At 72.5% G+C, this 25141-nt stretch carries 21 protein-coding genes; 12 read left to right on the top strand and 9 right to left on the bottom strand.

From position 1 onward, the window contains the following. Window positions 1-63: 63 nt before the first annotated feature. On the top strand, window positions 64-636 hold the full coding sequence (locus tag Cco03nite_RS00805; RefSeq protein ID WP_203687924.1) for a hypothetical protein: 573 nt from the start codon (window positions 64-66) through the stop codon (window positions 634-636). Window positions 637-796: 160 nt separating this feature from the next. Here the strand turns inward: Cco03nite_RS00805 and Cco03nite_RS00800 are convergent, their stop codons facing one another. The 6 genes from Cco03nite_RS00800 to Cco03nite_RS00775 form a co-directional block, all read right to left on the bottom strand. After that, window positions 797-1570 carry an alpha/beta hydrolase gene (locus tag Cco03nite_RS00800; protein ID WP_203688046.1) on the bottom strand — a complete coding sequence of 258 codons (774 nt, stop codon included), beginning with the start codon at window positions 1568-1570 and terminating at the stop codon, window positions 797-799. 5 nt (window positions 1571-1575) lie between these two features. Further along, window positions 1576-2988: a flavin-containing monooxygenase gene (locus Cco03nite_RS00795; RefSeq protein WP_203687923.1), complete on the bottom strand. Its 1413-nt coding sequence runs from the start codon at window positions 2986-2988 to the stop codon at window positions 1576-1578. Between the two features lie 73 nt (window positions 2989-3061). Further along, window positions 3062-3733 (bottom strand): endonuclease/exonuclease/phosphatase family protein, encoded by a 672-nt coding sequence (locus Cco03nite_RS00790; RefSeq protein WP_203687922.1) that lies wholly within the window; start codon window positions 3731-3733, stop codon window positions 3062-3064. 110 nt (window positions 3734-3843) lie between these two features. Continuing rightward, window positions 3844-4788: an ROK family glucokinase gene (locus tag Cco03nite_RS00785; protein ID WP_203687921.1), complete on the bottom strand. Its 945-nt coding sequence runs from the start codon at window positions 4786-4788 to the stop codon at window positions 3844-3846. A gap of 123 nt (window positions 4789-4911) precedes the next feature. Beyond that, window positions 4912-5457, bottom strand: coding sequence for a hypothetical protein (locus tag Cco03nite_RS00780; protein WP_203687920.1), 546 nt, complete (start codon window positions 5455-5457; stop codon window positions 4912-4914). Window positions 5458-5459: 2 nt separating this feature from the next. Beyond that, window positions 5460-5903 (bottom strand): SRPBCC family protein, encoded by a 444-nt coding sequence (locus Cco03nite_RS00775; RefSeq protein ID WP_203687919.1) that lies wholly within the window; start codon window positions 5901-5903, stop codon window positions 5460-5462. A gap of 194 nt (window positions 5904-6097) precedes the next feature. Between Cco03nite_RS00775 and Cco03nite_RS00770 the strand changes: the two genes are divergently transcribed. The 7 genes from Cco03nite_RS00770 (at window position 6098) to Cco03nite_RS00740 (ending at window position 15402) form a co-directional block, all read left to right on the top strand. Then, the gene (locus tag Cco03nite_RS00770) at window positions 6098-7882 is read left to right on the top strand and encodes an AMP-dependent synthetase/ligase (protein ID WP_203687918.1); all 1785 of its coding nucleotides are present in this window, start codon (window positions 6098-6100) and stop codon (window positions 7880-7882) included. Beyond that, window positions 7863-9581, top strand: a complete 1719-nt coding sequence (locus Cco03nite_RS00765) for a sensor histidine kinase (RefSeq protein WP_203687917.1) — start codon at window positions 7863-7865, stop codon at window positions 9579-9581. The genes Cco03nite_RS00770 and Cco03nite_RS00765 overlap by 20 nt, the downstream gene beginning before the upstream one ends. Before the next feature lie 54 nt (window positions 9582-9635). Next, complete coding sequence (locus Cco03nite_RS00760) at window positions 9636-10307, top strand: response regulator transcription factor (protein ID WP_120316171.1); 672 nt, start codon at window positions 9636-9638, stop codon at window positions 10305-10307. Then, entirely contained in the window at window positions 10307-10825 is a 519-nt protein-coding gene (locus Cco03nite_RS00755; protein WP_155373201.1) for an HIT family protein, read from the top strand. The genes Cco03nite_RS00760 and Cco03nite_RS00755 overlap by 1 nt, the downstream gene beginning before the upstream one ends. A 136-nt stretch (window positions 10826-10961) precedes the next feature. Further along, a complete protein-coding gene (locus Cco03nite_RS00750) occupies window positions 10962-12440 on the top strand; it encodes a glutamate-cysteine ligase family protein (RefSeq protein WP_203687916.1) in 1479 nt (492 codons plus the stop codon). Window positions 12441-12534: 94 nt separating this feature from the next. Continuing rightward, a complete protein-coding gene (locus Cco03nite_RS00745) occupies window positions 12535-12891 on the top strand; it encodes a VOC family protein (protein ID WP_203687915.1) in 357 nt (118 codons plus the stop codon). A 120-nt stretch (window positions 12892-13011) separates the two neighbouring features. After that, window positions 13012-15402, top strand: a complete 2391-nt coding sequence (locus tag Cco03nite_RS00740) for an ATP-binding cassette domain-containing protein (protein WP_203687914.1) — start codon at window positions 13012-13014, stop codon at window positions 15400-15402. Between the two features lie 125 nt (window positions 15403-15527). On the opposite strand, the gene Cco03nite_RS00735 is transcribed toward Cco03nite_RS00740, so the two are convergent. The 3 genes from Cco03nite_RS00735 to Cco03nite_RS00725 form a co-directional block, all read right to left on the bottom strand. Next, complete coding sequence (locus Cco03nite_RS00735; protein ID WP_203687913.1) at window positions 15528-16658, bottom strand: glycosyltransferase family 4 protein; 1131 nt, start codon at window positions 16656-16658, stop codon at window positions 15528-15530. Between the two features lie 229 nt (window positions 16659-16887). Next, window positions 16888-18129: a M48 family metallopeptidase gene (locus tag Cco03nite_RS00730; RefSeq protein WP_203687912.1), complete on the bottom strand. Its 1242-nt coding sequence runs from the start codon at window positions 18127-18129 to the stop codon at window positions 16888-16890. Between the two features lie 37 nt (window positions 18130-18166). Beyond that, the gene (locus tag Cco03nite_RS00725; RefSeq protein ID WP_203687911.1) at window positions 18167-19531 is read right to left on the bottom strand and encodes an NYN domain-containing protein; all 1365 of its coding nucleotides are present in this window, start codon (window positions 19529-19531) and stop codon (window positions 18167-18169) included. Window positions 19532-19710: 179 nt separating this feature from the next. Here Cco03nite_RS00725 and Cco03nite_RS00720 point away from each other — a divergent pair, with 179 nt between their 5' ends. From Cco03nite_RS00720 to Cco03nite_RS00705, 4 genes are all read left to right on the top strand, one after another. Beyond that, window positions 19711-21381, top strand: a complete 1671-nt coding sequence (locus Cco03nite_RS00720; RefSeq protein WP_239167030.1) for a DEDD exonuclease domain-containing protein — start codon at window positions 19711-19713, stop codon at window positions 21379-21381. A gap of 297 nt (window positions 21382-21678) precedes the next feature. Then, window positions 21679-23622 carry a RelA/SpoT family protein gene (locus Cco03nite_RS00715; protein ID WP_373314197.1) on the top strand — a complete coding sequence of 648 codons (1944 nt, stop codon included), beginning with the start codon at window positions 21679-21681 and terminating at the stop codon, window positions 23620-23622. Window positions 23623-23672: 50 nt separating this feature from the next. Beyond that, window positions 23673-24218: an NUDIX hydrolase gene (locus Cco03nite_RS00710; protein WP_203688044.1), complete on the top strand. Its 546-nt coding sequence runs from the start codon at window positions 23673-23675 to the stop codon at window positions 24216-24218. Then, window positions 24215-25042, top strand: a complete 828-nt coding sequence (locus Cco03nite_RS00705) for a nucleotidyltransferase family protein (protein ID WP_203687909.1) — start codon at window positions 24215-24217, stop codon at window positions 25040-25042. The genes Cco03nite_RS00710 and Cco03nite_RS00705 overlap by 4 nt, the downstream gene beginning before the upstream one ends. Window positions 25043-25141 lie beyond the last annotated feature (99 nt).

The following is a 25141-nucleotide window of genomic DNA, read 5'->3' as shown; positions in this document are numbered from 1 at the left end:
AGGATTTGAAGCGATGCCCACCGGCCCCACGACGAGCCCCTATCCCGCCAAGGAGTGTGCCAGGTGCCAGCCACGGACGACCCGGACCGCACGCCGGCCGAACCCGCGCGTCCCGGGCCGTCGGGCAACGAGGCGACGCCCGAACAGGTGGACGCGGAGTTCGCCCGCATCGTCGCCGGGTTCGACACGCCGCTGACCTCCCGGTCATGGCCCGCCGACGAGGAGCCGCCCGCCGCCCCGCCGACGCCGGCCGGCCCGGTGTGGCCCGCCGGCGGCCCGATCCTCAACCGCCCCGCGCTGACCGGCGACCCCAGAGGGGTCTCCCCCGGCGACCCGTCGCTGCTCGACTCGCTCGACTCGTTCGGCACCGGGCTGCCCGACGACACGCCGGAGGAGTTCACGCCGCCGCCGCCCCCGCCGCTGCCGCGGGTGCCGTTCGCCGCGATCGTCGCCGTGCTGTCGATCGTCTTCGGGTTCGTGCTGTTCTTCGACACCCGGCTGCTGCCCTTCAACGATCGGGTGAGCATGCTGTTCGCCCTGGTCTGCATCCTCGGCGGGGCCACCGCGCTGATCATGCGGCTGCGCCCCGGCGACGAGGACGACGACCTGCCGCCCGACGACGGCGCCGTCGTCTGACTAAGGAGCCCGTCGAAGCGGCCGCTCGGTGTTCGGTCGGAGCGAAGCGCAGACCGAACACCGATTAAGGCCGCGTAGCGGGCTCCGCTTGACTGAGCAGCGGGCTCCGCATGACTGAGCAGCGGGCTCCGTATGACTCAGCGCTCCGCATGACCTAGCCTCAGTCGGACTTCTCCAGCCAGTCGAGGATCGCGTCGATGGGCTCCCGCCAGCGGGTGTCCAGCATCAGGTCGTGGCCCATGCCCGGGAACAGCAGCGGCGCGCCGCCGTAGCCGCGGGCCACCCGGCGCAGCGCCGTGTCGGACACGATGCGGTCGTCGGGGCTGCCCACCACGAGCACCGGCGGGTCGCCGACCGGCGGCTGCGGGGCGCGCCCGCGCAGCAGCTGCCACTGGGCCCGGGTCGAGGCCCGGCCGAGGCGGGCGGCGTACCCGCGGGAGGCGGTGGCCGGCAGCTCGCGGCTGAACAGCTGCCCGGCGGGCAGGCGCAGGCCCCCGCCGAACAGCGCGGGCAGGCTGAGCATCGGGTTGCGCAGCGCGGTGCCCGCCCCGCCGAACACCGGCGACAGCAGCACCGCGGCCCGGGCCGGGTAGCGCGCCAGCGCGTGCGCGGTCACCAGCGCGCCCGCCCCGTGCCCCACGATCACCGCGCGGCGCGGCAGGGAGGCTGCCACCTGGGCCACATCGTGGGCGTACGCCCGCAGGGTCGCCTTCGGCGCCTTGGCGCTGTCGCCGTGCCCGCGCAGGCTCACCGCGTACGCCGGGAAGCCCCGGTCGGCGGTGTGCTCCAGCCAGTGCTCGGCGAACACCCACGCGCCGTGGCCGAACCCGGGGACGAACAGCACGGGCGGCTTGCCCTCGTCGACCTCGGGGGTGGCGCGGCGCACCTCACGGCGTACCGCCGCGATCGGGAACGCCCACTCGCGGGCCCGCATGACCTTCACTTCGCCCCCTCCAGGCTGAGTTCGTCGAGCAGGCGCTGGATGGCCTTGAGGTACGTGGTGTGGCTGATCTCGAACCAGTGCCGGGTGGAGTCCTTGACCTTCGCGGCGGTCCACCGCCGGTCCAGGTCCGCCTCCAGCTTGCGCTGCACCGCGACGGCCTTGGCCGGGGCCGCCTCGCGCACCCGCAGCATCCGCGCGAACGCCACCATCTGCCAGTGCACCAGCGGGAACAGCCCGGAGTCCGGCTGCAGCAGCCCGGCCACGGCCAGCGTCGGCTGGCGCTTGGGGAAGGCGTGCATGGCCAGCCGGGGGCGGCCCTGGGCGTCCACACCGAGCAGGTTGCCGTCGATGAACTCGAACGTCGGGTGGTAGCCGGTGGCCAGCACGACCAGGTCCGGCTCGATCACCTCGCCGCCCTTGAGCTCCACGCTGTGGCGGTGGAAGCGGGCCACGTCCGGCACCGGCGCGATCGCGCCGTGGCCCAGGTAGTAGACCAGCTGGCTGTTGACGATGGTGTGCGTCTCGTAGATCTTGTGGTCGGGCTGGGGCAGGCCGAACCGGGTCAGGTCGCCGACGGTCGACTTCAGCGTCCGGTGCGCCAGGAACTGACGGGCCTTCAGCGGCAGCCTCAGCCACAGCATCAGGTCGTTGACCTGGTCGGCCGGGCGGCCCAGGGTGTACTTCGGGGTGTACCAGTAACCGCGCCGGGTCGAGTGCCAGCAGCGCGCGGCCTGCTGGGCCGCCTCCACCGCGATGTCGCAGCCGGTGTTGCCCGCCCCGATCACCAGAACCTTCTTGTTGCGCAGCTGCGCCGGGTCCTTGAACTGCGCGGCGTGGATGACCTCGCCCTTGAAGTCCGCCAGGCCCTCGTACTCGGGGCGCTTCGGGGACCAGTTGTGGCCGTTGGCGATGACCACCGCCGCGTACCGGTGGATGCGCTCGCCGCCGTAGCCGCCGGTGCTGCGCGTGGTCACGTCCCAGCGCTCGCCCTCGGCCGGCTCGACCTTGACGACCTCGGTGCCGAACCAGATGTGCGGCTTGAGGTCGAAGTGGTCCGCGTAGTGGTCGAGGTATTCCAGCACCTGGGTGTGCTTGGGGTAGTCCGGCCAGCTGTCCGGCATCGGGAAGTCCGGGAACTGGCTGAACGGCTTCGACGAGATCAGGTGCGTGCTGGCGTACACCGGGCTGCGGTCGTGCCGCCAGTTCCAGGCGCCGCCGACGCTGGTGTCGCGCTCGTAGCAGTCGACGCCGAAGCCCTGCTCCTTGAGGTTCTTCATGGCGGTCAGCCCGCTGGGGCCCGCGCCGATGACGCAGACCGTGCCGCTGCGGTCGTAGACCGGCCAGCCGTCACGCCACGCGGTCGCGGGGGCACCCGACTCGGGATCGCCGTAACCGGCCGAATACGTCACCCACGACCTCCACGACTAGGTAAGACGCAGAGCATCTTTCCCGTTTGCGGCAGAGGTTGTAAAGCGCGGATTCCTAGCCGATGTCCACGACCAGGGGGTAGTGATCGCTGGCCCGATCCGCCGCGTCCGACGTCAGGACCTGGTATCTGACCAGTTCAAGACGGGGGTCCAGCAGAATGGCGTCGATCCGCCGGGTCGGGTTCGGGGTCGGGAAGGTGTGCCGGTCCTCCTGGTCGGCCAGCGCCGCGGCGTCGGCCAGCCGGTCGGTCAGCGACTCCCACGAGCCGCCGTCCGGGGTCTCGTTGAGGTCCAGCCCGACCACCACGGGGTCGTCGAGTGCCAGCGCCGGCTTGAGCAGCGCCGCCTGTGTCGGCCGCTCGGCGTCGTCAGTCGACAGGTGCGACCCGACCACCACGAAGGGCCGCTGCCCGGGCACCTGCAACCGGGCGAAACACGCCCCGCGCATGTGCCGGCCCGGGGTGAGCGGATACCGCATGCACCACTGGTCCAGCACCCGCACCCGCAGGCTCGTCATGATCACGTTACCCAGGCTGGGCATGCCCCCCGCGGCCATGTACATCCCGAACGATGCCGCCAGGTCGGCGCACTTCGTCCGCCACCGCCACCGCCGGGGCGCCTCCTGCACGATCAGCACGTCCGGCGCGACCCCCCGCACCACCGCCGCCAGCGCTCCGAGATCGTCCCGCAACGAGTGCACGTTGTACGACATCACCCGCACCGACATGCCGCCCAGCATGCCCCACCCCCACCACGATGATCATGAAGTTATGGCCATGACACGCCGTCGAGCCTTGCCATAGGTTCATGATCACCGCGGGGAAGCGGCCGTGCGGCCTAGAGGCGGGCGAGGTCTGCGGCGCCGACGAGGCCGGCGACGTTGCCCATCTTGGCGGCGCGGAGTTCGGCCACCGGGAGGCGGCCGCGCTGGGCGAGGCTGTCCAGGTAGGACTGGCGGGCGGGGGTCATCAGGAGGTCGCCGGCGTCGATGACGCCGCCGCCCACCACGAGGACCTGCGGGTCCAGGATCTGGACCAGGTCGGCCAGGCCCTGGCCGAGCCAGTAGCCGATCTGGGAGAAGGCGTCGATCGCCACCTCGTCGCCGGCCTGCGCCGCCGCGGTCACGATCGGGCCGGTGATGTTCTCCACCTTGCCGCCCGCCTTGCTCAGCAGCAGCGCCGCCCGCTCCGGCTCGGCCTGCGCTCCCGCGCGGGCGAACCTGACCAGGGCGTTGCCGCTGGCGTACTGCTCGATGCAGCCGTGCCGGCCGCACCCGCACACGTGCCCGTCGGGCACCGCGAGCATGTGGCCGATCTCGGCCGCGATGCCGTGCGCGCCGCGCACGAGACCGCCGCCGAGCACGATGCCGCCGCCGATGCCGGTGCCGACGGTGAACATCACCATCGAGTCCTCGGCGTCGGCCGCCGCGCCGTAGCGGAACTCCGCCCACGCCGCCACGTTCGCGTCGTTCTCCACCACCACGGGCAGGTTCACCGCCTTGGCGACGTACTCCCGCAGCGGCTCGTCGCGCCAGGCCAGGTTCGGTGCGAACAGCACCGTCGACCGGGTCGCGTCAATCCATCCGGCGGCGCCGATGCCGACCGCGTCCACCTTGTGCTCGGCGGACAGATCCTTCACCACATCGATGATCACGTCCCGGGTCGCGGCTACGTCGCCGGCCGGGGTATCGCGACGACATGTCGCGATCACGGTGCCGTCAGGATCGACCACACCGCCGAGCACCTTGGTGCCACCGATGTCCACGCCGATGGTGAGTGCCACGGCCGAACCCTTTCTTGCTGGGCTTGCCGGCGGTGACGCTTTGGGGAGCCCACGCCGTTCTACTTGGGCAACACCCTAACGCCGGAAGTACCGGTGGCGAGCGTCGCCCGCCGAAGATCGGTCTCACAACTCCGGCGGCGGGTGCGGCTCCGCCTTGCGGACCGCCTTTTTTGCTGCTTTAACCCGTGCGGGTGACGGAGGTGTTTCCGGCTCGGAAACGGAGGGTGTCGGGTTAGTGACAACTTTCTTGACGATCTTCTTGACCGCCTTCTTCGCCATCGGCCGCGCCGCCGAGGCCTCTCCCGCGGCGGCAGCCTCCCCCTCCGCGCCGGCCTCGCCCGCGGCGCCGGCCTCCGGGCCCGCGGCCGGTGCGCCCGGGTGCACCGTGGCGTCGCGCCAGGCGGCGTCGCCGGGGCGGTGCGTGGACACGCTGCGCAGGAAGCTGGCCAGGCCGGCGGCCAGGTCACCGGCCCCGGTCGCGACCCGCTCCACGAGTTCGGGGTCGGGGTCGCGGACGGCCGCGATCACCTTGCAGAGTGGACACACGCAGCACTCGGGCGAGCCCGTGGCCAGGTGCGGGTTGGCGTTCGCGGCCAGCGTCGCGGCGGCGAGCACCGCCGCCACCAGCCGCTCCGCCTCCTCTCGGGCCGTGCCCGGTGAGATGTCCATGCTCAGGCCGCCTCGACCTGCTTCTTGAGCTCCTTCAGGGCGGTATCCATGATCGCCTTCTCGGCCTTCTTCTTGAACATGCCCAGCATGCCGATCGAGAGGTCCACCGACAGCGTGTAGGTCACCGTGCAGGTGCCGTCGCCGTTGTCGGTGATGTCATAGGACCCGTCCTGCGCCTTCTGCATCTTGGACGGTGCGACCAGATGCCACTCGATCCGCGAGATGTCCTCGGCGTAGTCGTAGTGCAGCGTGTACTCGTCCTGCACGATGCCCGCGTCGATGACGAAGCGCACGGTGGCCGGATAACCGTCCTCGTACTCCTCTAGCACCTCAGCGGCCTTGATGGCCTGGGTCCACCGGGGATACGAGGGGTAGTCGCAGATGACCTCGGCGATACGGGCCGGGTCGGCGTTGATCACGATCGACTGGGAGGAGGAATCCGCCATGAACAGCAGGCTACCCGTACCGCCGCGGGCAGGGCCGACCCGCCACGGCGGCGCGATGGCAACCCGTCGGAACAGGGACAGCGTTTGCAGGGGGACCGGGACGACGTTCTACAGTGCCGGGGGCGGCAGCGGCACCTGCCGCCGGGCGGCGCGGGTGCGCCTGGTGCCCGAACGAGCAGCTCAAGGAGCACGTGGTGCGGCAGTTTTCGCAGGCCCCGGCGGTGATCGTCGATGACGTCGACCGCTTGACCGACCCCGTGTGGGACAACGCGGCACAGACGCCCCAGCTGGTGCAGTTCTCCCGCCGCGCCGGATCCGGCTGGGCGGACGTGACCTGCGCCGAGTTCCACGCCGAGGTGGTCGCGCTGGCGCGCGGCCTGGTCGCCGCGGGCGTGCAGCCCGGCGACCGGGTCGCCCTGATGAGCCGCACCCGGTTCGAGTGGACGCTGATCGACTACGCGATCTGGGCCTGCGGCGCGGTCACGGTGCCGATCTACGAGACCTCCAGCACCGAGCAGGTGCAGTGGATCCTCGCCGACTCCGGCGCGGTGGGCTGCTTCACCGAGACCGCGGCGCACACCGCGACGGTCCGCGAGGCCGCGCCCGCGCTGGCGCGGCTCTGGCAGATCGACGGCGGCGACCTGTCGAAGCTGGTCACCCGGGGTGAGAGCGTCGACGCGGCCGAGATCGACGTGCGCCGCAAGTCGGGCAGCGCCGACGACCCGGCGACCATCGTCTACACCTCCGGCACCACCGGGCGGCCCAAGGGCTGCGTGCTGACGCACCGCAACATGCTCTCCGACATCGGCAACGCCATCCCGGCCCTGGACATCCTGTTCCAGGAGGGCTCCTCGACGGTGCTGTTCCTGCCGCTGGCGCACGCGTTCGCGCGGCTGCTGCAGATCGGCGTGGTGCAGGGGCGGGTACGCACCAGCCACACCGCCGACGTGAAGAACCTGGTCGACGACCTGGGCGCGTTCAAGCCGACGTTCCTGCTGAGCGTGCCGCGGGTGTTCGAGAAGGTCTACAACAGCGCCCGGCAGAAGGCGCAGGCCGGCGGCAAGGGCGCGATCTTCGACAAGGCCGAGGCCGTCGCGATCGCGTACAGCCAGGCCCTGGAGACGCCCGGCGGCCCCGGGCTGAGCCTGCGGATCAAGCACACCGTCTTCGACAAGCTGGTCTACGGCAAGCTGCGGGCGGCGCTCGGCGGGCGCTGCCACAGCGCGATCTCCGGCGGCGCGCCGCTGGGCGAGCGGCTGGGCCACTTCTTCCGCGGCGTGGGGCTCAACGTGCTGGAGGGCTACGGCCTGACCGAGACCTCGCCGGCGATCACCTTCAACCGGGCGGGTTCGCAGCGGATCGGCACGGTCGGCCAGCCGCTGCCCGGGGTGACCATCGCCATCGCCGACGACGGCGAGATCCTGGCCCGCGGCGAGGTCATCTTCCCCGGGTACTGGAACAACCCCGCGGCCACCGCGGAGGCGATCGACGCCGACGGCTGGTTCCACACCGGAGACCTCGGCTCGCTCGACGACGACGGCTTCCTGCGCATCACCGGGCGCAAGAAGGAGATCATCGTGACGGCGGGGGGCAAGAACGTCGCGCCCGCGGTGCTGGAGGACCGGGTCCGCGCCCACGCGCTGGTCAGCCAGTGCATGGTGGTCGGCGACCGGCAGCCGTTCATCGCCGCGCTGGTCACCATCGACCCCGAGGCGCTGCCGGGCTGGCTGTCCGGACGCGACCGTCCGGACACGCCCGTTTCGGAGCTGGTCGACGACGCCGACCTGCGCGCCGAGATCCAGGCCGCGATCGCCGAGGCCAACAAGGCGGTCTCGGCGGCCGAAGGCATTAAGGTCTTCACGATCCTGCCCCGTGACTTCACCGAGGCAACCGGAGAGCTGACCCCGTCGCTGAAGGTCAAGCGCGCGGTCGTGATGAAGGAGTACGCGGAGGAGATCGATGCCATCTACCACCGCTGAGCGCCCGAAGCGCCGCCTGCTGCGGCGCATCCCGGCCTCACAGCTGATCGCGGTCGCCGTACGCGGCACCATGCTGCTCCTGGTGGGCGTGCTGATCATGGCCGCCACCAAGGACTGGTCAGAGCTGCGCTGGGTCGCCCTGCTGGCCCTGGCCGGGCTGCCCGGCGTGCTCACGCCCCGGCACCAGGTGCTCGCGCCGCTGGGCCGGTTCGCCGAGACGGTGCTGGTCGGCCTGGGGGCAAGCGCCGTCGCGCTGGCCGCCGACCAGATGTACTCGCTGTCCGACGGAGCGGGGGCCTCGGCGATCCTGCCGTACCTGGCCGTGCCGATCACCGCGGCGATGCTCAACCACCGGCCGCTGGAGTCGGCCGGGCTGCTCAGCGCGGCCGCGCTGACGCTGGCGGTGGCGGGCTGGCTGACCGTGCTGCCCGACGGCACCCGGCAGCTGAGCCACTTCGGTTACCTGGCGGCCTGCGCGCAGTGGCTGATCCTGGCCGCGGTCGGCACCATCACCACCGGCGCGATGCAGCGGGCCGCGCTGATCCGCCGCACCCCCCAGCCGTACGCGGAAGCCACCCGGCTGCTCACGCAGCTGCGCCAGGTGGCCCGGCAGCTGCCCGGCGCGACCCTGGACCCGGGCAGCATCGCCGAGCACCTGCTGGAGGAGCTGCGCCCGATCGGGCGGCCGCAGCGGGCCGCGGTGCTCGCGGCCAGCGGCGCGGGCCGCCTGGTGGTGCTCGCCCAGTTCGGGGTCGAGGCCGACGACACCTCGACCCGGGCGGCCTGGGAGACCAGCCTCGACGCGGACTCGGCCATCGCCGACGCCTGGGCCAGCCAGCAGCCGCAGCTCTCCGGGCGCTCCCAGCTGCGCTCCTTCGACCAGACCGGCCCGGTGTCGGCCGTGGTCGTGCCGCTGATCGCCGGTGTGCGCACGGTGGGCCTGGTGGCCCTGGAGCGCGACGGCACCAACGGCTACCCGCCGGCGCTGACCGGCCGGATCGTCTCCGCGGCCACCCCGGCGGCACTGCGGCTGGAGGCCGCGCTGCTGTTCGAGGAGGTGCGCTCGATCGCCACCAACGAGGAGCGCCAGCGGCTGGCCCGCGAGATCCACGACGGGGTCGCCCAGGAGCTCGTGATGATCGGGTACGGCGTGGACAACGCGCAGGCGACGCTGCCCGAGGGGGCCGAGGACACCGCGGAGGAGCTGCGCGTGCTCCGGGCGGAGATCACCCGGGTCATCACCGAGCTGCGGCTGAGCCTGTTCGAGCTGCGCAGCGAGGTGGACCGGCACGGCGGGCTCACCGCGGCCATCGCCGAGTTCGCCCGCATCTCGGGCAACCAGGCCGGGTTGAAGGTGAACCTGTCGCTGGACGAGGCGGGCCGGCTGCCCGCCTCCATCGAGTCCGAACTGTTGCGTATCGCCCAGGAGGCGATCACCAACGCCCGAAAGCATGCGAATGCCGCGAACCTGTGGGTGACCTGCACCGTCGACCCGCCGTACGGCCTGATAGAAGTGTCCGACGACGGCCGGGGCATACCCGATGAGCGTACGGACGGACGCTACGGTCTTGCGATCATGGCGGAGAGGGCGGAACGTATCCGGGGCCGACTCGAGATTAGGCCTCGGGACCCGGTGGGGACGACCGTCGCCGTGGTCGTGGGCGGTTCCTCTCGACAAGAGGGCCGGGCGACGCGATAACGTGTGTCACCCGCACAGCCAGAGCGCGGGTGCCAGAAGGGGAGAAAAGCGGGCATGTCAACCAGTACCGTGCCGACAGGGCGCACCAAAGTCCTGCTCGTCGATGATCATGACCTGATCCGCAAGGGGCTTCGCCACGCGTTCGAGCGGGACCGCCAGTTCGAGGTGGTCGGCGAGGCCAGCACCGCCGCCGAGGCCGTACGCCAGGCCGGCGCCCTGCACCCCGACGTGGTGATCATGGACCTCCGCCTGCCCGACGGCAGCGGCCTGGAGGCGACCCGGACGCTGCGCAAGTCCAGCTCGACGATGGGCATCGTGGTGCTCACCATGTACGCGGGCGACGACCAGCTCTTCGGCGCCCTGGAGGCCGGCGCCAGCGCGTTCGTGCCCAAGACCGCCCCGGCCGACGAGGTCGTCGCGGCGGCCCGCCACGCGGCCAGCGCCCCCAGCGCGTTCACCGCCGCCGACCTGGCCGAGGCCATGAAGCGCCGGCTCACCCCGAGCGGCCCGCAGCTGAGCCCGCGCGAGGGCCAGGTGCTCAAGCTGCTCGCCGAGGGCATGAGCGTGTCCGGCATCGCCAAGCAGCTGTTCGTCAGCGAGTCGACCGCCAAGACGCACATCTCGAAGCTGTACGAGAAGCTGGGCGCCGCCAACCGCGCCCAGGCCCTGATGACCGCGCTGCGCCTCGGCCTGCTGCAGGCGCCCGACGCCCCGAACCTGTCCTGATGGGCAGGCACGCGCACGCCAGCGGTGACGAGCTGCTCACCGACTGGCGGACCGACCGGCTGGGTGCCGCCCGGCGCGGCGACAACCCCCTCGTCATGGCCAAGCTCAACAGCGGCTACGCCGTCTTCGGCGACACGCAGCACCTGCCGGGCTACTGCGTGCTGCTGTCCGACGTGGACGGCGCCGACCACCTCACCGACCTGACCCGCACCCAGCGGGCGGACTTCCTGGCCGACATGGGCCTGCTCGGTGAGGCCGTCTTCGCCGCCTGCAACGGTTTCGACCCCGCGTTCCGCCGGCTCAACTACGAGATCCTCGGCAACTCGCTGCACCACCTGCACGCGCACATCCACCCGCGCTACTCGTGGGAGGCCCGCGAGTTCCGCGACGCTCCCGTGTGGCGGTACCCGAACGAGGTGCGCTTCGCCGAGGAGCACGACACCCTGGTGTCCCCGAAGGCGGAGGAGTACGACCAGCTCCGCGAGGCCATCACGGCCGAACTGGCCCGCCTGGCCTGAGCCGACACGTCCGGAGGGGGCCCGACCGCACCGCGGTCGGGCCCCCTCCGGCTGTTCGGCATGTTTGATCCGGCTCCCGCCCGGCAAGGATCTATGGGACATTAGCGGAGGATCCCGCTGAGGGGCGGTGAGCCCGATGGGCGAGAAGGTGCACCAGCACGTCTTCACCCGCGCCGACCGCGCGCGGTACCGGGAGAAGGTCCGCCGGTGCCTGGACGTGTTCGCGCTGATGCTGGGCGAGTCGCAGTTCGAGTTCGAGCGCCCGCTCACCGGGCTGGAGATCGAGCTGAACCTCGTCGACGAGCTGGGCCACCCGTCGATGCGCAACGCCGACGTGCTCGCGGCCATCGCCGACCCGTCCTTCGTGACCGAACTCGGCCAGTTCAACATCGAGATCAACATCCCGCCGCGGGAGCTCGCCGGCGGCGGGCTGAGCGCGTACGAGGACCAGATCCGGGCGAGCCTGAACGCCGCCGACGGCAAGGCCCGCACCGTGGGCGCGCACACCGCGATGATCGGCATCCTGCCGACGCTGCGGCCGGAGCACCTGACCGAGGCGTCGCTGTCGGCCAACCCCCGCTACGCGCTGATCAACGAGCAGGTGTTCGCGGCCCGCGGCGAGGACCTGCGGATCAGCATCGACGGGCCGGACCCGCTCACCGTCACCGCCGACACCATCGCGCCCGAGGCCGCCTGCACCAGCGCCCAGCTGCACCTGCAGGTCAGCCCGGCGCAGTTCGGGGCGTACTGGAACGCCGCCCAGGCCATCGCGGGCGTGCAGCTGGCCATCGCCGCCAACTCGCCCTTCCTGTTCGGCCACGAGTTGTGGCACGAGACCCGCATCCCGCTGTTCAAGCAGGCCACCGACACCCGCCCCGAGGAGATCAAGGCCCAGGGCGTACGCCCCCGCGTCTGGTTCGGCGAGCGCTGGATCACCTCGGTGTTCGACCTGTTCGAGGAGAACGTGCGCTACTTCCCCGCACTGCTGCCGATCTGCACCGAGGACGACCCCGCCGACCAGCTCGCCGGGGGCGAGGTGCCCGAGCTGACCGAGCTGCGCCTGCACAACGGCACCATCTACCGCTGGAACCGCCCGGTGTACGACGTCGCCGACGGCATGCCGCACGTACGGGTGGAGAACCGGGTGCTGCCCGCCGGGCCCACCGTCGCCGACATCATGGCCAACGCGGCGTTCTGGTTCGGCCTGGTGCGCACGCTGGCCGAGGGCGGCCTGCCGGTGTGGTCCCGGATGCCGTTCCGGCAGGCCGACGAGAACTTCTACACCGGCGCGCGGCAGGGCATCGGCGCGCACCTGTTCTGGCCGGACATCGGCTACGTGAGCGCGTACGAGCTGGTGCTGCGGCGGCTGCTGCCGCTGGCGCACCAGGGGCTGGAGAGCTGGGGCGTCGACTCGCGCGAGCGCGACCGGCTGCTGGGCGTGATCGAGCAGCGCTGCCTGCTCCGCCGCAACGGCGCGACCTGGCAGATCGACACGGTGCACCGCCTGGAGCGCAAGGGCCTGGACCGGCCGGAGGCGCTGCGCGAGATGCTGCTGCGTTACATTCGCCACATGCACGAGAACATCCCCGTGCACGAGTGGCCCCGCGAGGACTGAGCGCGCCGCAACCGGTCACGTTTCGAGAAGCGCCCTGCTCACGTGGTCACTTAGAGTGACCGACGTAGACGTCACCACGACTTCAGGAGCAACCATGACCGGCTCGCCCACGCAGGGGATCATGACCGTACTGCACCCCGTGTCCGATCTCGCGGCCGCCAAGGCGGTCTACTCCGCGCTGCTCGGCGCCGAGCCGACCGCCGATTCGCCGTACTATGTCGGTTTCGAGGCTGCCGGGCAGCACATCGGCCTGGTGCCGGGCGGCGGCCCCCAGGGCATGACCTCGCCGGTCGCCTATTGGCACGTGGCCGACATCGAGGCCAAACTGGCCGAGGTGACCGCCGCGGGCGCCACCCTCAAGGAGGCCGCGCACGACGTGGGCGGCGGCCGCCTCGTGGCCACCGTCACCGATGCCGACGGCAACGTGCTCGGGCTGCTCCAGGACAGCTGAGCACGTCACGCGGATCGTCAGCCGCAGGCCGTAGGGTCTGCGGCTGAGGACTATCAGCGCACCGCCGGTGCCGCCGGCCACGGCCGTGCGGGCGGCCCGCCCCCGACAGATGGAGACACGATGAGCAAGGCCAAGAAGGCGGACACACCGTCGTCTGAGCTGCACGCCGCCGACAGCCACGACCTGATCCGGGTGCACGGCGCGCGCGTGAACAACCTCAAGGACGTCAGCGTGGAGCTGCCCAAGCGCCGGCTCACCGTGTTCACCGGCGTGTCCGGCTCGGGCAAGAGCTCGCTGGTCTTCGGCACCATCGCCGCCGAGTCGCAGCGGATGATCAACGAGACCTACAGCACGTTCGTGCAGGGCTTCATGCCGACGCTGGCCCGCCCCGACGTGGACGTGCTCGACGGGCTGACCACCGCGATCATCGTCGACCAGGAGCGCATGGGGGCCAACGTGCGCTCCACGGTCGGCACCGCCACCGACGCCAACGCGATGCTGCGCATCCTGTTCAGCCGGCTCGGCAAGCCGCACATCGGCTCCCCGCAGGCGTTCTCGTTCAACGTCGCCTCGATCAGCGGCGCGGGCGCGGTGACGATCGAGAAGGGCGGCACCACCACCAAGGAGCGGCGCAGCTTCAGCATCACCGGCGGCATGTGCCCGCGCTGTGAGGGCATGGGCCGGGTCAGCGACTTCGACCTGTCGGCGATGTACGACGACAGCAAGTCGCTCAACGAGGGCGCGCTGACCATCCCCGGCTACAGCATGGAGGGCTGGTTCGGCCGCATCTTCAGCGGTTCCGGCTTCTTCGACATGGACAAGCCGATCCGCAAGTACACCAAGAAGGAGCTGCACGACCTGCTCCACAAGGAGCCGACCAAGATCAAGGTCGAGGGCATCAACCTGACGTACGAGGGCCTGATCCCGAAGATCCAGAAGTCGATGCTGTCCAAGGACGTCGAGGCGATGCAGCCGCACATCCGCGCCTTCGTGGAGCGGGTGATCACGTTCGGCACCTGCCCCGACTGCGGCGGCACCCGGCTGAGCGAGGCGGCCCGGTCCTCGAAGATCGGCAAGGTCAACATCGCCGACGCGTGCGCGATGCAGATCAGCGACCTCGCCGACTGGGTGCGCGGCCTCGACGAGCCGTCGGTGGCCCCGCTGCTGGAGAAACTCCAGCACACCCTGGACTCGTTCGTCGAGATCGGCCTGGGCTACCTGTCCCTCGACCGGCCCGCCGGCACCCTGTCCGGCGGCGAGGCGCAGCGCACCAAGATGATCCGCCACCTCGGCTCCTCGCTGACCGACGTCACGTACGTCTTCGACGAGCCGACCATCGGCCTGCACCCGCACGACATCCAGCGCATGAACAACCTGCTGCTGCGCCTGCGGGACAAGGGCAACACGGTGCTCGTGGTCGAGCACAAGCCGGAGGCGATCGCGATCGCCGACCACGTCGTCGACCTGGGCCCCGGCGCGGGCAGCGGCGGCGGCACGGTCTGCTTCGAGGGCACCGTCGACGAGCTGCGGGCCAGCGACACCCTCACCGGCCGCCACCTCGACGACCGGTCCAAGCTCAAGGACAAGGTGCGCTCGTCCACCGGCAAGCTGGCCATCCGCGGCGCGAAGGCCAACAACCTGCGCGACGTCGACGTCGACATCCCGCTCGGGGTGCTGACCGTGATCACGGGTGTGGCCGGCTCCGGCAAGAGCTCGCTGGTGCACGGCTCCATCCCGGACGAGGCGGGCGTGGTGTCGATCGACCAGGGCGCGATCCGCGGCTCGCGGCGCAGCAACCCGGCGACGTACACCGGCCTGCTGGAGCCGATCCGCAAGGCGTTCGCGAAGGCCAACGGCGTCAAGCCGGCCCTGTTCAGCGCCAACTCCGAGGGCGCCTGCCCCACCTGCAACGGCGCGGGCGTCATCTACACCGACCTGGCGATCATGGCCGGGGTGGCGACCGTCTGCGAGGAGTGCGAGGGCAAGCGGTTCGACGCGTCGGTGCTGGAGTACCGCTTCGGCGGCCGGGACATCAGCGAGGTGCTCGCAATGTCGGTGACCGAGGCCGAGCAGTTCTTCGGCGCGGGCGACGCGCGCACCCCGGCGGCGCACGCCATCCTGGCCCGGCTCGTCGACGTCGGGCTCGGCTACCTCAGCCTCGGCCAGCCGCTGACCACGCTGTCCGGGGGCGAGCGCCAGCGGCTCAAGCTGGCCACCCACATGGCCGAGAAGGGCGGCGTGTACGTGCTCGACGAGCCGACCACCGGCCTGCACCTGGCCGACGTGGAGCACCTGCTGAGCCTGCTCGACCGCATCGTCGACTCCGGCAAGTCGGTCATCGTGATCGAGCACCACCAGGCGGTCATGGCGCACGCCGACTGGATCATCGACCTCGGCCCCGGCGCGGGCCACGACGGCGGCAAGATCGTCTTCGAGGGCACCCCCGCCGACCTCGTCTCCGCCCGCTCCACCCTCACCGGCCAGCACCTCGCGGAGTACGTCGCCGCCTGAGACCCAGGGCGGGACGGGCCACCGGCCCGTCCCGCCCCCATGCCGCAACTCTTAAAGAGTCGCGGCCTCAGCACCACCGGGTGACCGCAACTCTTTAAGAGTTGCGGCAGGTGGAGTGGGGCGGGTCAGGCTTCGGGGACGGTCAGGAGGTCGCGGAGGCGGCGGGCCTGGAGGTCCCAGCCCCACTCCTGCTCGACCCAGGCACGGCCGGCCGCGCCCATCTTGGCCCGCAGCGCCTCGTCGGACAGCAGCTCGACCAGGCGGGCGGCCAGCGTCTCCACGTCGCGGCCGGGCACCACGAAGCCGGTCTCGCCCTCGCGGACCGCGTCCGGCGCGCCGCCGGAGTCGCCGGCGATCACCGGCAGGCCCACCGCGGACGCCTCCAGGTAGACGATGCCGAGCCCCTCCACGTCCAGGCCGCGGTTGCGGGTGCGGCACGGCATCGCGAAGACGTCCCCGGCGGCGTAGTGCGCGGGCAGGTCCGCCCACGGCACCGAGCCGGTCAGCACCACGTGGTCGGCCACGTCGAGTTCGCGGGCCAGCCGCTGCACGGTGGGCCGGTGCGGTCCCCCGCCGACGAGCAGCAGCGCCGCGTCCGGGATCGCCTTGCGGACCAGGGGCAGCGCGCGTACCAAAGTGTCCTGGCCCTTGCGCGGCACCAGCCGGGACACGCACACGATCACCGGCCGGTTGGTGAGCCCGTGCCTGGCTCGCACGCTCGCGCCGTCGACGTCGGGGTGGTACATCGCCGAGTCCACGCCCGGGGCCAGCCGCTGCAGGCTGGTCCGCTCCCCCAGCGCCTTCGCCAGCCGCACCCGCTGGTAATCGCCGAGGTAGGTGAGCACGTCGTTGCCGTCGGCGATGCGACGCAGGGCGCTACGCGCACCAGGCAGCGCCGCCCAGCCGATCTCGTGCCCGTGCGTGATGCCCACGGCCCGCCGCACCCCCGCCCGCTTGCGCAGGCCCTGGGCCAGCAGCCCGAGCGGCGCGGCCGCGCCGAACCAGACCCGGTCGCAGCCCTCCGCACGGGCCAGCTCGGCGACCCGCCGCGCCACCCGCGGCGTGGGCAGCAGCACCCCGGTCCGGTCCCGGACCACCGGGTACGGCTGCTCGGCGTCGAACTGCTTCGGGTCGCGCCAGGTCGAGGCGTAGACGACGAGTTCGCCGTCGGGCTGGCGGATCGCGAGGTTGTGCAGGAACTGCTGGATGCCCCCGGGGCGGGGCGGGAAGTCGTTGGTCACCAGCAGCGTACGCATCCGCGCAGCCTACCGGCCCCGCGATCCCCGCCCGGCAACGCCGAGATCGCGGTTTGGCGTCATGATCTGCGGCCCGACCCCGCCGACCGGCCGCAACCGGCGATCACGAAGCCGGGGACGCGAGACCGCACGGCGTGCCGGGCTCGGCTCGGCCATGACGTGACCGGCTCACATCATCTTTGATGTGCCCACACCAAAGATGATGTGAGCGCGCGCGGACAGGTGCCCGTCAGCGCCCCCGCGCGAAGGCACGGGCGGCGGCCATGCGCTCGACGGCGGTCGGGTGGCTGCCGAACAGGGCCTGCTCCCACGCGGGCGGGTCGGGGTCGCCGAGGTTGACCAGGGACAGCCGGCCCTGCATCTGCTCGAACCCGGCCGGGTCGCCGGTCAGCTCCAGCGCGTGCTCGTCGGCCCGCGCCTCGATCAGCCGCGACACGTACGCCTGCGCGGGCCCGGCCAGCAGCCCGCCGACCGTCGCGATGGCCAGCAGCAGCCCGACGGCCCGAGGCTCGGCGATCGACTCGACGCCCGCCCGGTGCAGCAGCCAGCTCCACGCCCCCAGCAGGTACAGGCCGACCACGAAGGTCGCCGCGCCGAGCGCGCCGATGACCGTGCCGATCACCACGTCGCCGCGTTCGGCGTGCCCCAGCTCGTGCGCGGCGACCGCGACCACCTCCGACTGCGGGGCCTCCCGCAGCAGCGTGTCGTACACGACGATGCGCCGGGTCGGGCCGATGCCGCTGACGTACGCGTTGAGCGCGGTGGTGCGCCGGGACGCGTCGGCGACCAGCACGTCGCGCACCGGCACCCCGTCGCGCCGGGCCAGGTCCATCAGCTCGGTGCGCAGCGGCCCGTCGGCCATCGGTGTGAACTTGTTGAACACCGGCTCGACCAGCACCGGGAACACGAAGCTGAGCAGCACCACGAGCGCCGCCGCGCCGACCGCCCCGACGGCCCACCACCAGTTCGGCAGGAACCGGGTCAGCGTGTAGAAGCCGAGCAGCGCGACCGCGCCGAGCACCGCCGCGACGGCGTACCCCTTGAGCAGGTCGACGGCCCAGCCGCCCCAGCCCTGAGTGGACAGCCCGTAGCGCACCGCCACGGTGTGCCGCCAGGCGGCGAACGGCAGCGTGATCAGGTCGGCGACCAGCAGCACCAGCAGACCGCCGCCGAGCACCTTGGCGATCCACGGCCCGGGGACCAGCCCCACCAGCCAGGAACCGAGCGGCGTCAGCCCCAGCACGAGCGCCGCCGCCAGCCCGATCAGCATCGCCGGGTAGGTGATCCAGCGCAGCTCGCCCCGCAGCTCCCGGGCCTGCGCGACCCGGTCCGCGGGCAGCTCGGCCAGCGCGGCGAGCTGATCGGCCCGGGGTGCGGGCGGCCGGTGCCACGGCACCAGCACCGCCACGGCCACCGCCAGCGCGGCACATAGGACGATCAACGTCAGCCAGGCCCAGCCCCGCACCGTCATCGCCCGATCCTAAGCCCGCCCGAGCATGATGGCCGGGTCAGCTGCGGGTGAGGCGGCGGACGAGGGATTCGGAGTTCAGCGGGTACGCGCCGTGGCGGCGTACGCCGTCGGCGACCTCGCGGTCGGAGGAGACCACGACGATGGGGCGGCCCGGCGGCTCGGCCCGGACCAGGCGGCGGATCACCTCGTCGGCGGTCTCGCCCTTGCGCGAGAACAGCACCCGCACCCCGCGCGGCGGGGCGGGCAGGCCGTGCACCCGCTCGGCCCCGTCGAAGACGACGGTGACCTCCGCCCCGGTCTGCGCGGCGACCCCGCCCAGGCCGGTGACGAGCCGGTTGCGCTGCTGCTCCAGCGACATCTCGGCGAAGCCGCGTTTGGTCACGTTGTAGCCGTCGACCACCAGGTGCGCCTTGGGCAGGGCGAGCAGCTGGGCCAGCCGGGCCGGGTCGTCGGCGTCCTGAGCCCGGTTGCTGGCGGTGGGCGCGCCGGCCATGTCGGCGTACGCCGCGGCGACGGTGTCCCCCGGCAGCACCTTCGCCGGGTCCAGCGCCAGCTCCCGGCGCAGCCCCACGGCGGCCTGCCCGATGGTCTCCAGCAGCAGCCACAGCCGCGCCTCGTCGACGGCCCGGCTGTCGCGGGCGGCCTGGCGCGCGTCGCCCGCCACCGCCTCGGCGTCGGCCAGTTTCGCGCGCAGCCGGCGCAACTCGGCCTCGTGGTCGCCGTGCCCCTTGGCGGCCCGGCCCTTCTCGATGGCCAGCAGCTCGTTGGCCCGCTTGAGCTGGGCCTGCGCCTCGCGCAGCGCCTTGCCGCCGGCGCGGGTCTCCTCGCGCAGCTGGTTCAGCTCGTCACGCACCCGGGCCAGCTCGTCGCGCAGCTTGTCGGCCTCGACCCGGGCCACCGCCCGGTCGTGCTCGGCGCGGGCGGCCCGCGTCTCGGCGTCGCGGATGTGCTCGGCGACGGCCGTGCTCTCCGCCTCGGCGGCGACCGCCTGCCCGGCGGCGTCGAGCAGGTCACGCCAGCCCTCGGGGCGGGCCAGGTAGGCCAGCGCGGCGACGTCGATCGGGTCGGCGGCGGCCGGGGCCATGCCGCCGAGCACCGCCGCGCCCAGCTCGCCCGCGTCGGCCAGCACCCGGCCGCTGATCCGCTGCCGGAACACCGCGTCGGCGGTGAGCTGCGCCGCGATTGCCGCGCCGCCGAGCCGGGCCCGGCGGTTGGGCGCGAATTTGGCGACCTTGCGTAGCGCGACGGGCATCTCGTCGTTGGGCAGTGCGGTCAGCACGGCCGCGGCCAGCGCGACCACCCGCTGGCGGACCGGCTCGGGCAGGATCGGCTCGGGCACGAAGTCAGCCGCCCCCGCCGGGTCCCCGGAGGAGGCGTCGAACGAAAGTTCAGCGGCTGACATGGTCCTAGTGTTCCACCGACTTACCGATCTTGTCGCTCAGGTTCGCGGCTCGGCGTCCTCGCCGACCACCCATGTCGTACCGGACGTTTAGCGTCCGGTCTGTGCCGTCCCCGTCCCAGGTGCCGTCCGCGCGCCCCGCCGCGCCCGGTGACCGATTCGAACAGCCGACCCTCGACGGCATGCTGGCCGATCCGCTGCAGCTGGACCTGCGGCACACCACATTCGTGGTGCTCGACCTGGAGACCACCGGCGGCGCGCCGGACGGCGCGGGCATCACCGAGATCGGCGCGGTCAAGGTGCGCGGCGGCGAGGAACTGGGCTCGTTCGGCACGCTGATCAACCCCGGGGTGCCGATCCCGCCGTTCATCACCGTGCTGACCGGCATCACCACCGCGATGACGGTGGAGGCCCCGCCGATCGAGGCGGTGCTGCCCTCGCTGCTGGAGTTCCTGTCCGGCGCGGTCCTGGTCGCGCACAACGCGCCGTACGACACGGGTTTCCTGAAGGCGGCCTGCGCGGCGCACGGCTACCGCTGGCCGAATCCGCGGATCGTGGACACCGTGGCGCTGGCCCGGCGGGTACTGCTGCGCGACGAGGTGCCCAACAACAAGCTCGGCACGCTGGCGGCGTACTTCCGGGTCGGCGACCAGCCCAACCACCGGGCCATGGCCGACGCGCGGGCCACGGTCGGGGTGCTGCACGCGCTGATCGCCCGGCTCGGCGGGCACAGGGTGCACACGCTCGGCGACACCATCGAGTTCGTCAAGGCGGTCGCGCCGGTGCAGCGGGCCAAGAAGCACCTGGCCGAGAACCTGCCGCACGCGCCCGGGGTCTACCTGTTCCGGGCCGCCGACGACCGGCCGCTGTACGTCGGCACCTCCAACGACATCGCGACCCGGGTGCGCAGCTACTTCACCGCCGCCGAGCGCCGGGCCCGGATCAAGGAGATGCTCGGCGCGGCGGTGCGGGTGGACGCCGTCGAGTGCGCGCACGCCCTGGAGGCGCAGGTACGCGAGCTGCGGCTGATCGCGGCGCACGCGCCGCCGTACAACCGGCGGTCGAAGCACCCGGAGCGGGTGCAGTGGCTGAAGCTGACCGCGGAGGCCTTCCCCCGGCTGTCCGTGGTCCGGCAGCTGACCGCCGACGGCGCGTCCTACCTGGGGCCGTTCGCCGGGCGGGCGGCCGCCCAGGCGGCGGTGGACGCGATCCACGAGGCGCTGCCGCTGCGGCAGTGCACGCCGAAGCTGTCGCCGCGGAAGGCCTCCCCCGCCTGCGCGCTCGCCGAACTCGGCAAGTGTCCGGCCCCGTGCCAGCTCGCGATCAGCGTCGAGGAGTACGACGTTCAGGCCGCCGCGCCGCTGCGGGCCGCGTTCGACGGCGATCCGGACGCCGTCGTGGACCCGCTGCTGGCCCGCATCCGCAAGCTGTCCGACGCGCAGCGCTACGAGGACGCGGCGGCGGTGCGCGACCGGCTCGCCGCGTTCCTGCGCGCGGCCGTGCGCATGCAGCGGCTTTCGTCGCTCACCTCGATCGAGGAGCTGATCGCGGCCCGGCGCACCGAGCGCAACGCGTGGGAGATCGCCATCGTGCGGCGGGGGCGGCTGGCCGCCGCGGCGACCGCCGAGCCGGGCGTCCACCCCCGACGGACGCTCGACGTGCTGCGCCCGACCGCCGAGACGGTGCTCGCCGCGCCCGGCCCGACGCCGGCCGCCACCCCCGAGGAGACCGAACGCATCCTCGACTGGCTGGAACGCCCGGAGACGCGCCTGGTGGAGGCCACCTCCGGCTGGGCCTCCCCGGCCCGCGGCGCGGCCCGCTGGAAGATGCTCCTCCAGGCGAGCCGGGCCTAGGCGACCGCGGCTGCGGGCCGCACAGGCGACCGCGGTTGCCGGCCGCTCGGTGACATCCGGAGCGAACGCGGAGGATGTCACCGATTAAGGCCGCAGAGCGGTCGCCGGAAGTCCAGTCGGCATACCCGTTCGGCCATTACTTGACCGAACGCATGAAAGGTCTTGACCATTCGGCTGCGACGTTCGTTACTAGGCTATGGAGCGATATCCAGAGATCTCTCGGAAGTGGGCAGTCGTGACGGGGCGTCGAGGCCGCGTACGTGCCACGCGACGCTCCACCTCCACGCGGTGAGGGGGGTGTCCTCAGTGGACGCGGAAGCCGCCACGGTGGCGACGGGGATTCCGGTCACGGGCCGGGCCGGGGAGAGCATGCTCACCACCCGGCTACGGGCGATGCTCAGCTGGCCGAACATGCGCGAGCGGGCGCCGGCGCCCGCCGACCCGGTCACCGCACTGATCAAGGCGCACCATCAGGTGCACTCCGGCTCCGACGTCGCCCTGCTGCGCCGCGCCTACCTGGTCGCCGAGCGCATGCACCGGGGCCAGATGCGCAAGAGCGGCGACCCGTACATCACGCACCCGCTGGCCGTCGCGGAGATCCTGGCCCACCTGGGCATGGACGGCACCACCCTGGCCGCGGCGCTGCTGCACGACACGGTCGAGGACACCAGCTACACCCTGGCGCAGCTGCGCGCGGACTTCGGCCCGGACGTCGCGCACCTGGTCGACGGGGTCACCAAGTTCGACAAGGCGCACTTCGGCGCCCGCGCGGAGGCCGAGACCATCCGCAAGATGATCGTCGCCGCGGGGCAGGACATCCGGGTGCTGGTCATCAAGCTCGCCGACCGGCTGCACAACATGCAGACGCTGGACGCGCGCTCGGCGGCCTCCCGCGCCCGCATCGCCGGTGCGACCCGCGAGGTGCTGGTGCCGCTGTGCGACCGGCTCGGCATCCAGGCGCTCAAGCGCGAGCTGGAAGACAAGGTGCTGCTCTTCCTCGACCCGGAGGAGTACGAGCGCATCGACGGCATGGTGTCCAACCGGCCGGACTGGAACGACTACGTGCAGAACCTGGTCACCCTGGGCCGGGGCGCGCTGCGCCGGGAGAAGCTCGACGGCCGGGTGAAGCCGCGCCCCCGGCACTACTACTCGATCTGGAAGGACACCCAGCAGGCGGGCAGCCCGGTCCCGATGGACCTGCCCCGCATCGTGGTGATCCTCGAGGGCGACGACCCCGACTGCTACGCCGCCCTGTGCGCGGTGCACCAGCAGTGGAAGCCGATCCCGGGCCGGTTCAAGGACTTCATCGCCGCGCCCAAGAACAACCTCTACCGCTCGCTGCACACCACGGTGCTGGGCCCCGGCGACCAGATGGTCGAGGTGCTGATCCGCACCGAGCAGATGCACCGCGCGGTGGAGTACGGCGTGGTCGCCCCGTTCCGATACCCGGCGCGCCAGTCGCGGCGCAGCACGGCGCTGAGCCTGTTCAACCCGGTGCGCACCGCGCCCCGCGAGGTCGTGCCGCCGCCCCGCCAGCACGGCGAGCACGCCTGGCTGCGCCGCGCGCTGGACCTGGAGCAGGCCGCCCCGGACGCGGTGCAGTTCGTCGAGACGCTGCGCTGCGACCTGGCCGAGCAGCAGATCCAGGTCTTCGCCTGGGGACGCCAGCTACTGCTGCCCGCGGGCGCGAGCCCGGTCGACGTGGCGTACGAGCTGGGCACCCGGACCGGCGACCGCTGCGTCGCGGCGACCGTGAACGGCGTGCTGACCCCGCTCAACGCGGCGCTGACCGACGGCGACGTGGTGGACATCCTGGTCAGCCGGGCGCGTAACCATCCCGGCCCGCGCCGGGAGTGGCTGGAGTTCGTCAAGTCGCCGAACGCGCGGCTGCGGCTGAGCCGCAGGTTCACCGAGCCCGAGGTCGCCGCGGGCACCGTCAGCGACCGCCTGCAGCTGGGCCGGGCCGCGATCGGGCTGGCCCTGCGCCGGCGGGACCGGGCCCTGGCCGACGAGCAGCGCCTGATCAGCCTCGCCCAGGCGCTGGACTACCCGGACCTCGACACGCTGCTGATCGCCGTCGCCGAGCACCGGGTGTCCGCGGACACCATCGTCGACCAGCTCATCGCCAGCGTGGACAACCAGAACGAGGCGGCCCGCACGCCCCCGGTGAACGTGGTCCCCCCGCGCCGCGACGCCGCTGACACGCCGCCGCGACGCTCGTCGACTAGCCTGGCAAGGTGAAGAACGAGGAGCGAACCGGCGAATCCCCCAGCGCGAACCCGGGCACCCGGGTGAACCGGCGCTCGCCGCTGGGCACGAAACTCGTCTCCTTCGGCTACGGCGTCTTCTACCGGATCCCGCCGCGCTGGCGCAGCCGCATGGTGAAGCTGGTGACCGCGCGCTACTCGGTGGGCTCGGTGGTGCTCATCTTCGACAGCGAGGCCGCCGGCCCCGAGCGCATCCTGCTGCTGCGCCAGCCCCCGGGACGCGGCTGGACGCTGCCCGCCGGGCTGCTGGAGCGGCGGGAGCCCCCGATCGTCGGGGCGTGCCGGGAGGCGGCCGAGGAGACCGGCATCCGGCTCACCCTGGACCAGGTCAGCCCGGCGATCCCGAACGCGGTGGTGCACCACCGCGGGCACTGGGTGGACATGGTCTTCACCGCCCGGGTGCCCGCCGCCCGCACCCCGCTCAGCGTCGACGGCGCGGAGGTGTGGGAGGCCCGCTGGCACGCCGTCGACGAGCTGCCCGTGGTGACCCCGGCGACGGCCCGGCTGCTCGGCCACTACGGCATCGGCCCGGAGGCGCACCTGCGCGACAACATGGACGTGGCGCGGTGAGAGCACCCGCCGACGTCTGCGCCGTGGTACTCGCCGCGGGCCTGGGCACCCGGCTGCGCCCGCTGACCATGCTGCGGCCCAAGGCTTTGGTGCCGGTCGGCAACCAGACGCTGCTGGACCGTACGCTCGACCGGCTGGCCGAGGTCGGGCTGACCGGGCCGGACCGGGTCGCGGTCAACACGCACTGGCTGGCCGGGCAGATCGCCGACTACGTGGACGGCCGGGTGCGGCTGTCCTTCGAGCCGGAGCCGCTGGGCACCGCCGGGGCGCTGGGCAACCTGCGCGGCTGGATCGACGGGCGGGCGGTGCTGGTGCTCAACGCCGACGCGTACGTCGTCGCCGACGCCCCCGAGGACCTGGCCGCGCTGCTGACCGGCTGGGACGGCGAGCGCGTCCGGATGCACGGCGTCAAGGCCGGGCTGCCCGACCCGTTCCACGGCTACAACTTCGCGGGCGCGTCGCTGCTGCCCGCCGCCGACGCCGCGGCCCTGCCCGACAAGCCTCGCGAGCTCGTGCGCACCACGTGGCGTCCCGCCGAGCAGACCGGCCGCCTGGACGTGATCCCGCTGCCCGGCCGCTACCTGGACTGCGGCACCCCCACCGACTACCTGGACGCCAACCTGGACGCCGCCGGCGGCGGCAACCTGTTCGGCGCCGGCGTACAGGTCACCGGCGAGGCGCACGGCAGCATCCTCGGCGCCGGCTCCCGCGTGCACGGCACCGTCCGCGACTGCGTCCTCTGGCCCGGCGCCACCGTCGCCCCCCACGAGAACCTGCACCGCGTGATCCGGGTCGGCCCCGACCTCACCGTCCCGGCCCCATAACATGGCCTGAGACCCACCCACGCCACACCCACAGCGTCGATCATGAACTTATGGCACGGCTCGGCGGCGTGTCGCGGGCACAAGTTCATGATCGAAGTT

The sequence above is a fragment of the Catellatospora coxensis genome, assembly GCF_016862635.1.
GTDB classification, from domain to species: domain Bacteria; phylum Actinomycetota; class Actinomycetes; order Mycobacteriales; family Micromonosporaceae; genus Catellatospora; species Catellatospora coxensis.
Note: the sequence above shows the minus strand (reverse complement) of the source record. Positions and strands in the feature narration are given on the sequence as shown.

Bases quoted from the DNA above. Each gene is read 5' to 3' on its own strand.
- Cco03nite_RS00760 (WP_120316171.1), top strand. From the start codon at position 9,636: ATGTCAACCAGTACCGTGCCGACAGGGCGCACCAAAGTCCTGCTCGTC.
- Cco03nite_RS00745 (WP_203687915.1), top strand. From the start codon at position 12,535: ATGACCGGCTCGCCCACGCAGGGGATCATGACCGTACTGCACCCCGTG.
- Cco03nite_RS00725 (WP_203687911.1), bottom strand. From the start codon at position 19,531: ATGTCAGCCGCTGAACTTTCGTTCGACGCCTCCTCCGGGGACCCGGCG.
- Cco03nite_RS00780 (WP_203687920.1), bottom strand. From the start codon at position 5,457: ATGGACATCTCACCGGGCACGGCCCGAGAGGAGGCGGAGCGGCTGGTG.
- Cco03nite_RS00755 (WP_155373201.1), top strand. From the start codon at position 10,307: ATGGGCAGGCACGCGCACGCCAGCGGTGACGAGCTGCTCACCGACTGG.
- Cco03nite_RS00750 (WP_203687916.1), top strand. From the start codon at position 10,962: ATGGGCGAGAAGGTGCACCAGCACGTCTTCACCCGCGCCGACCGCGCG.
- Cco03nite_RS00775 (WP_203687919.1), bottom strand. From the start codon at position 5,903: ATGGCGGATTCCTCCTCCCAGTCGATCGTGATCAACGCCGACCCGGCC.
- Cco03nite_RS00740 (WP_203687914.1), top strand. From the start codon at position 13,012: ATGAGCAAGGCCAAGAAGGCGGACACACCGTCGTCTGAGCTGCACGCC.
- Cco03nite_RS00730 (WP_203687912.1), bottom strand. From the start codon at position 18,129: ATGACGGTGCGGGGCTGGGCCTGGCTGACGTTGATCGTCCTATGTGCC.
- Cco03nite_RS00735 (WP_203687913.1), bottom strand. From the start codon at position 16,658: ATGCGTACGCTGCTGGTGACCAACGACTTCCCGCCCCGCCCCGGGGGC.
- Cco03nite_RS00720 (WP_239167030.1), top strand. From the start codon at position 19,711: ATGCTGGCCGATCCGCTGCAGCTGGACCTGCGGCACACCACATTCGTG.
- Cco03nite_RS00765 (WP_203687917.1), top strand. From the start codon at position 7,863: ATGCCATCTACCACCGCTGAGCGCCCGAAGCGCCGCCTGCTGCGGCGC.
- Cco03nite_RS00800 (WP_203688046.1), bottom strand. From the start codon at position 1,570: ATGCGGGCCCGCGAGTGGGCGTTCCCGATCGCGGCGGTACGCCGTGAG.
- Cco03nite_RS00790 (WP_203687922.1), bottom strand. From the start codon at position 3,733: ATGTCGGTGCGGGTGATGTCGTACAACGTGCACTCGTTGCGGGACGAT.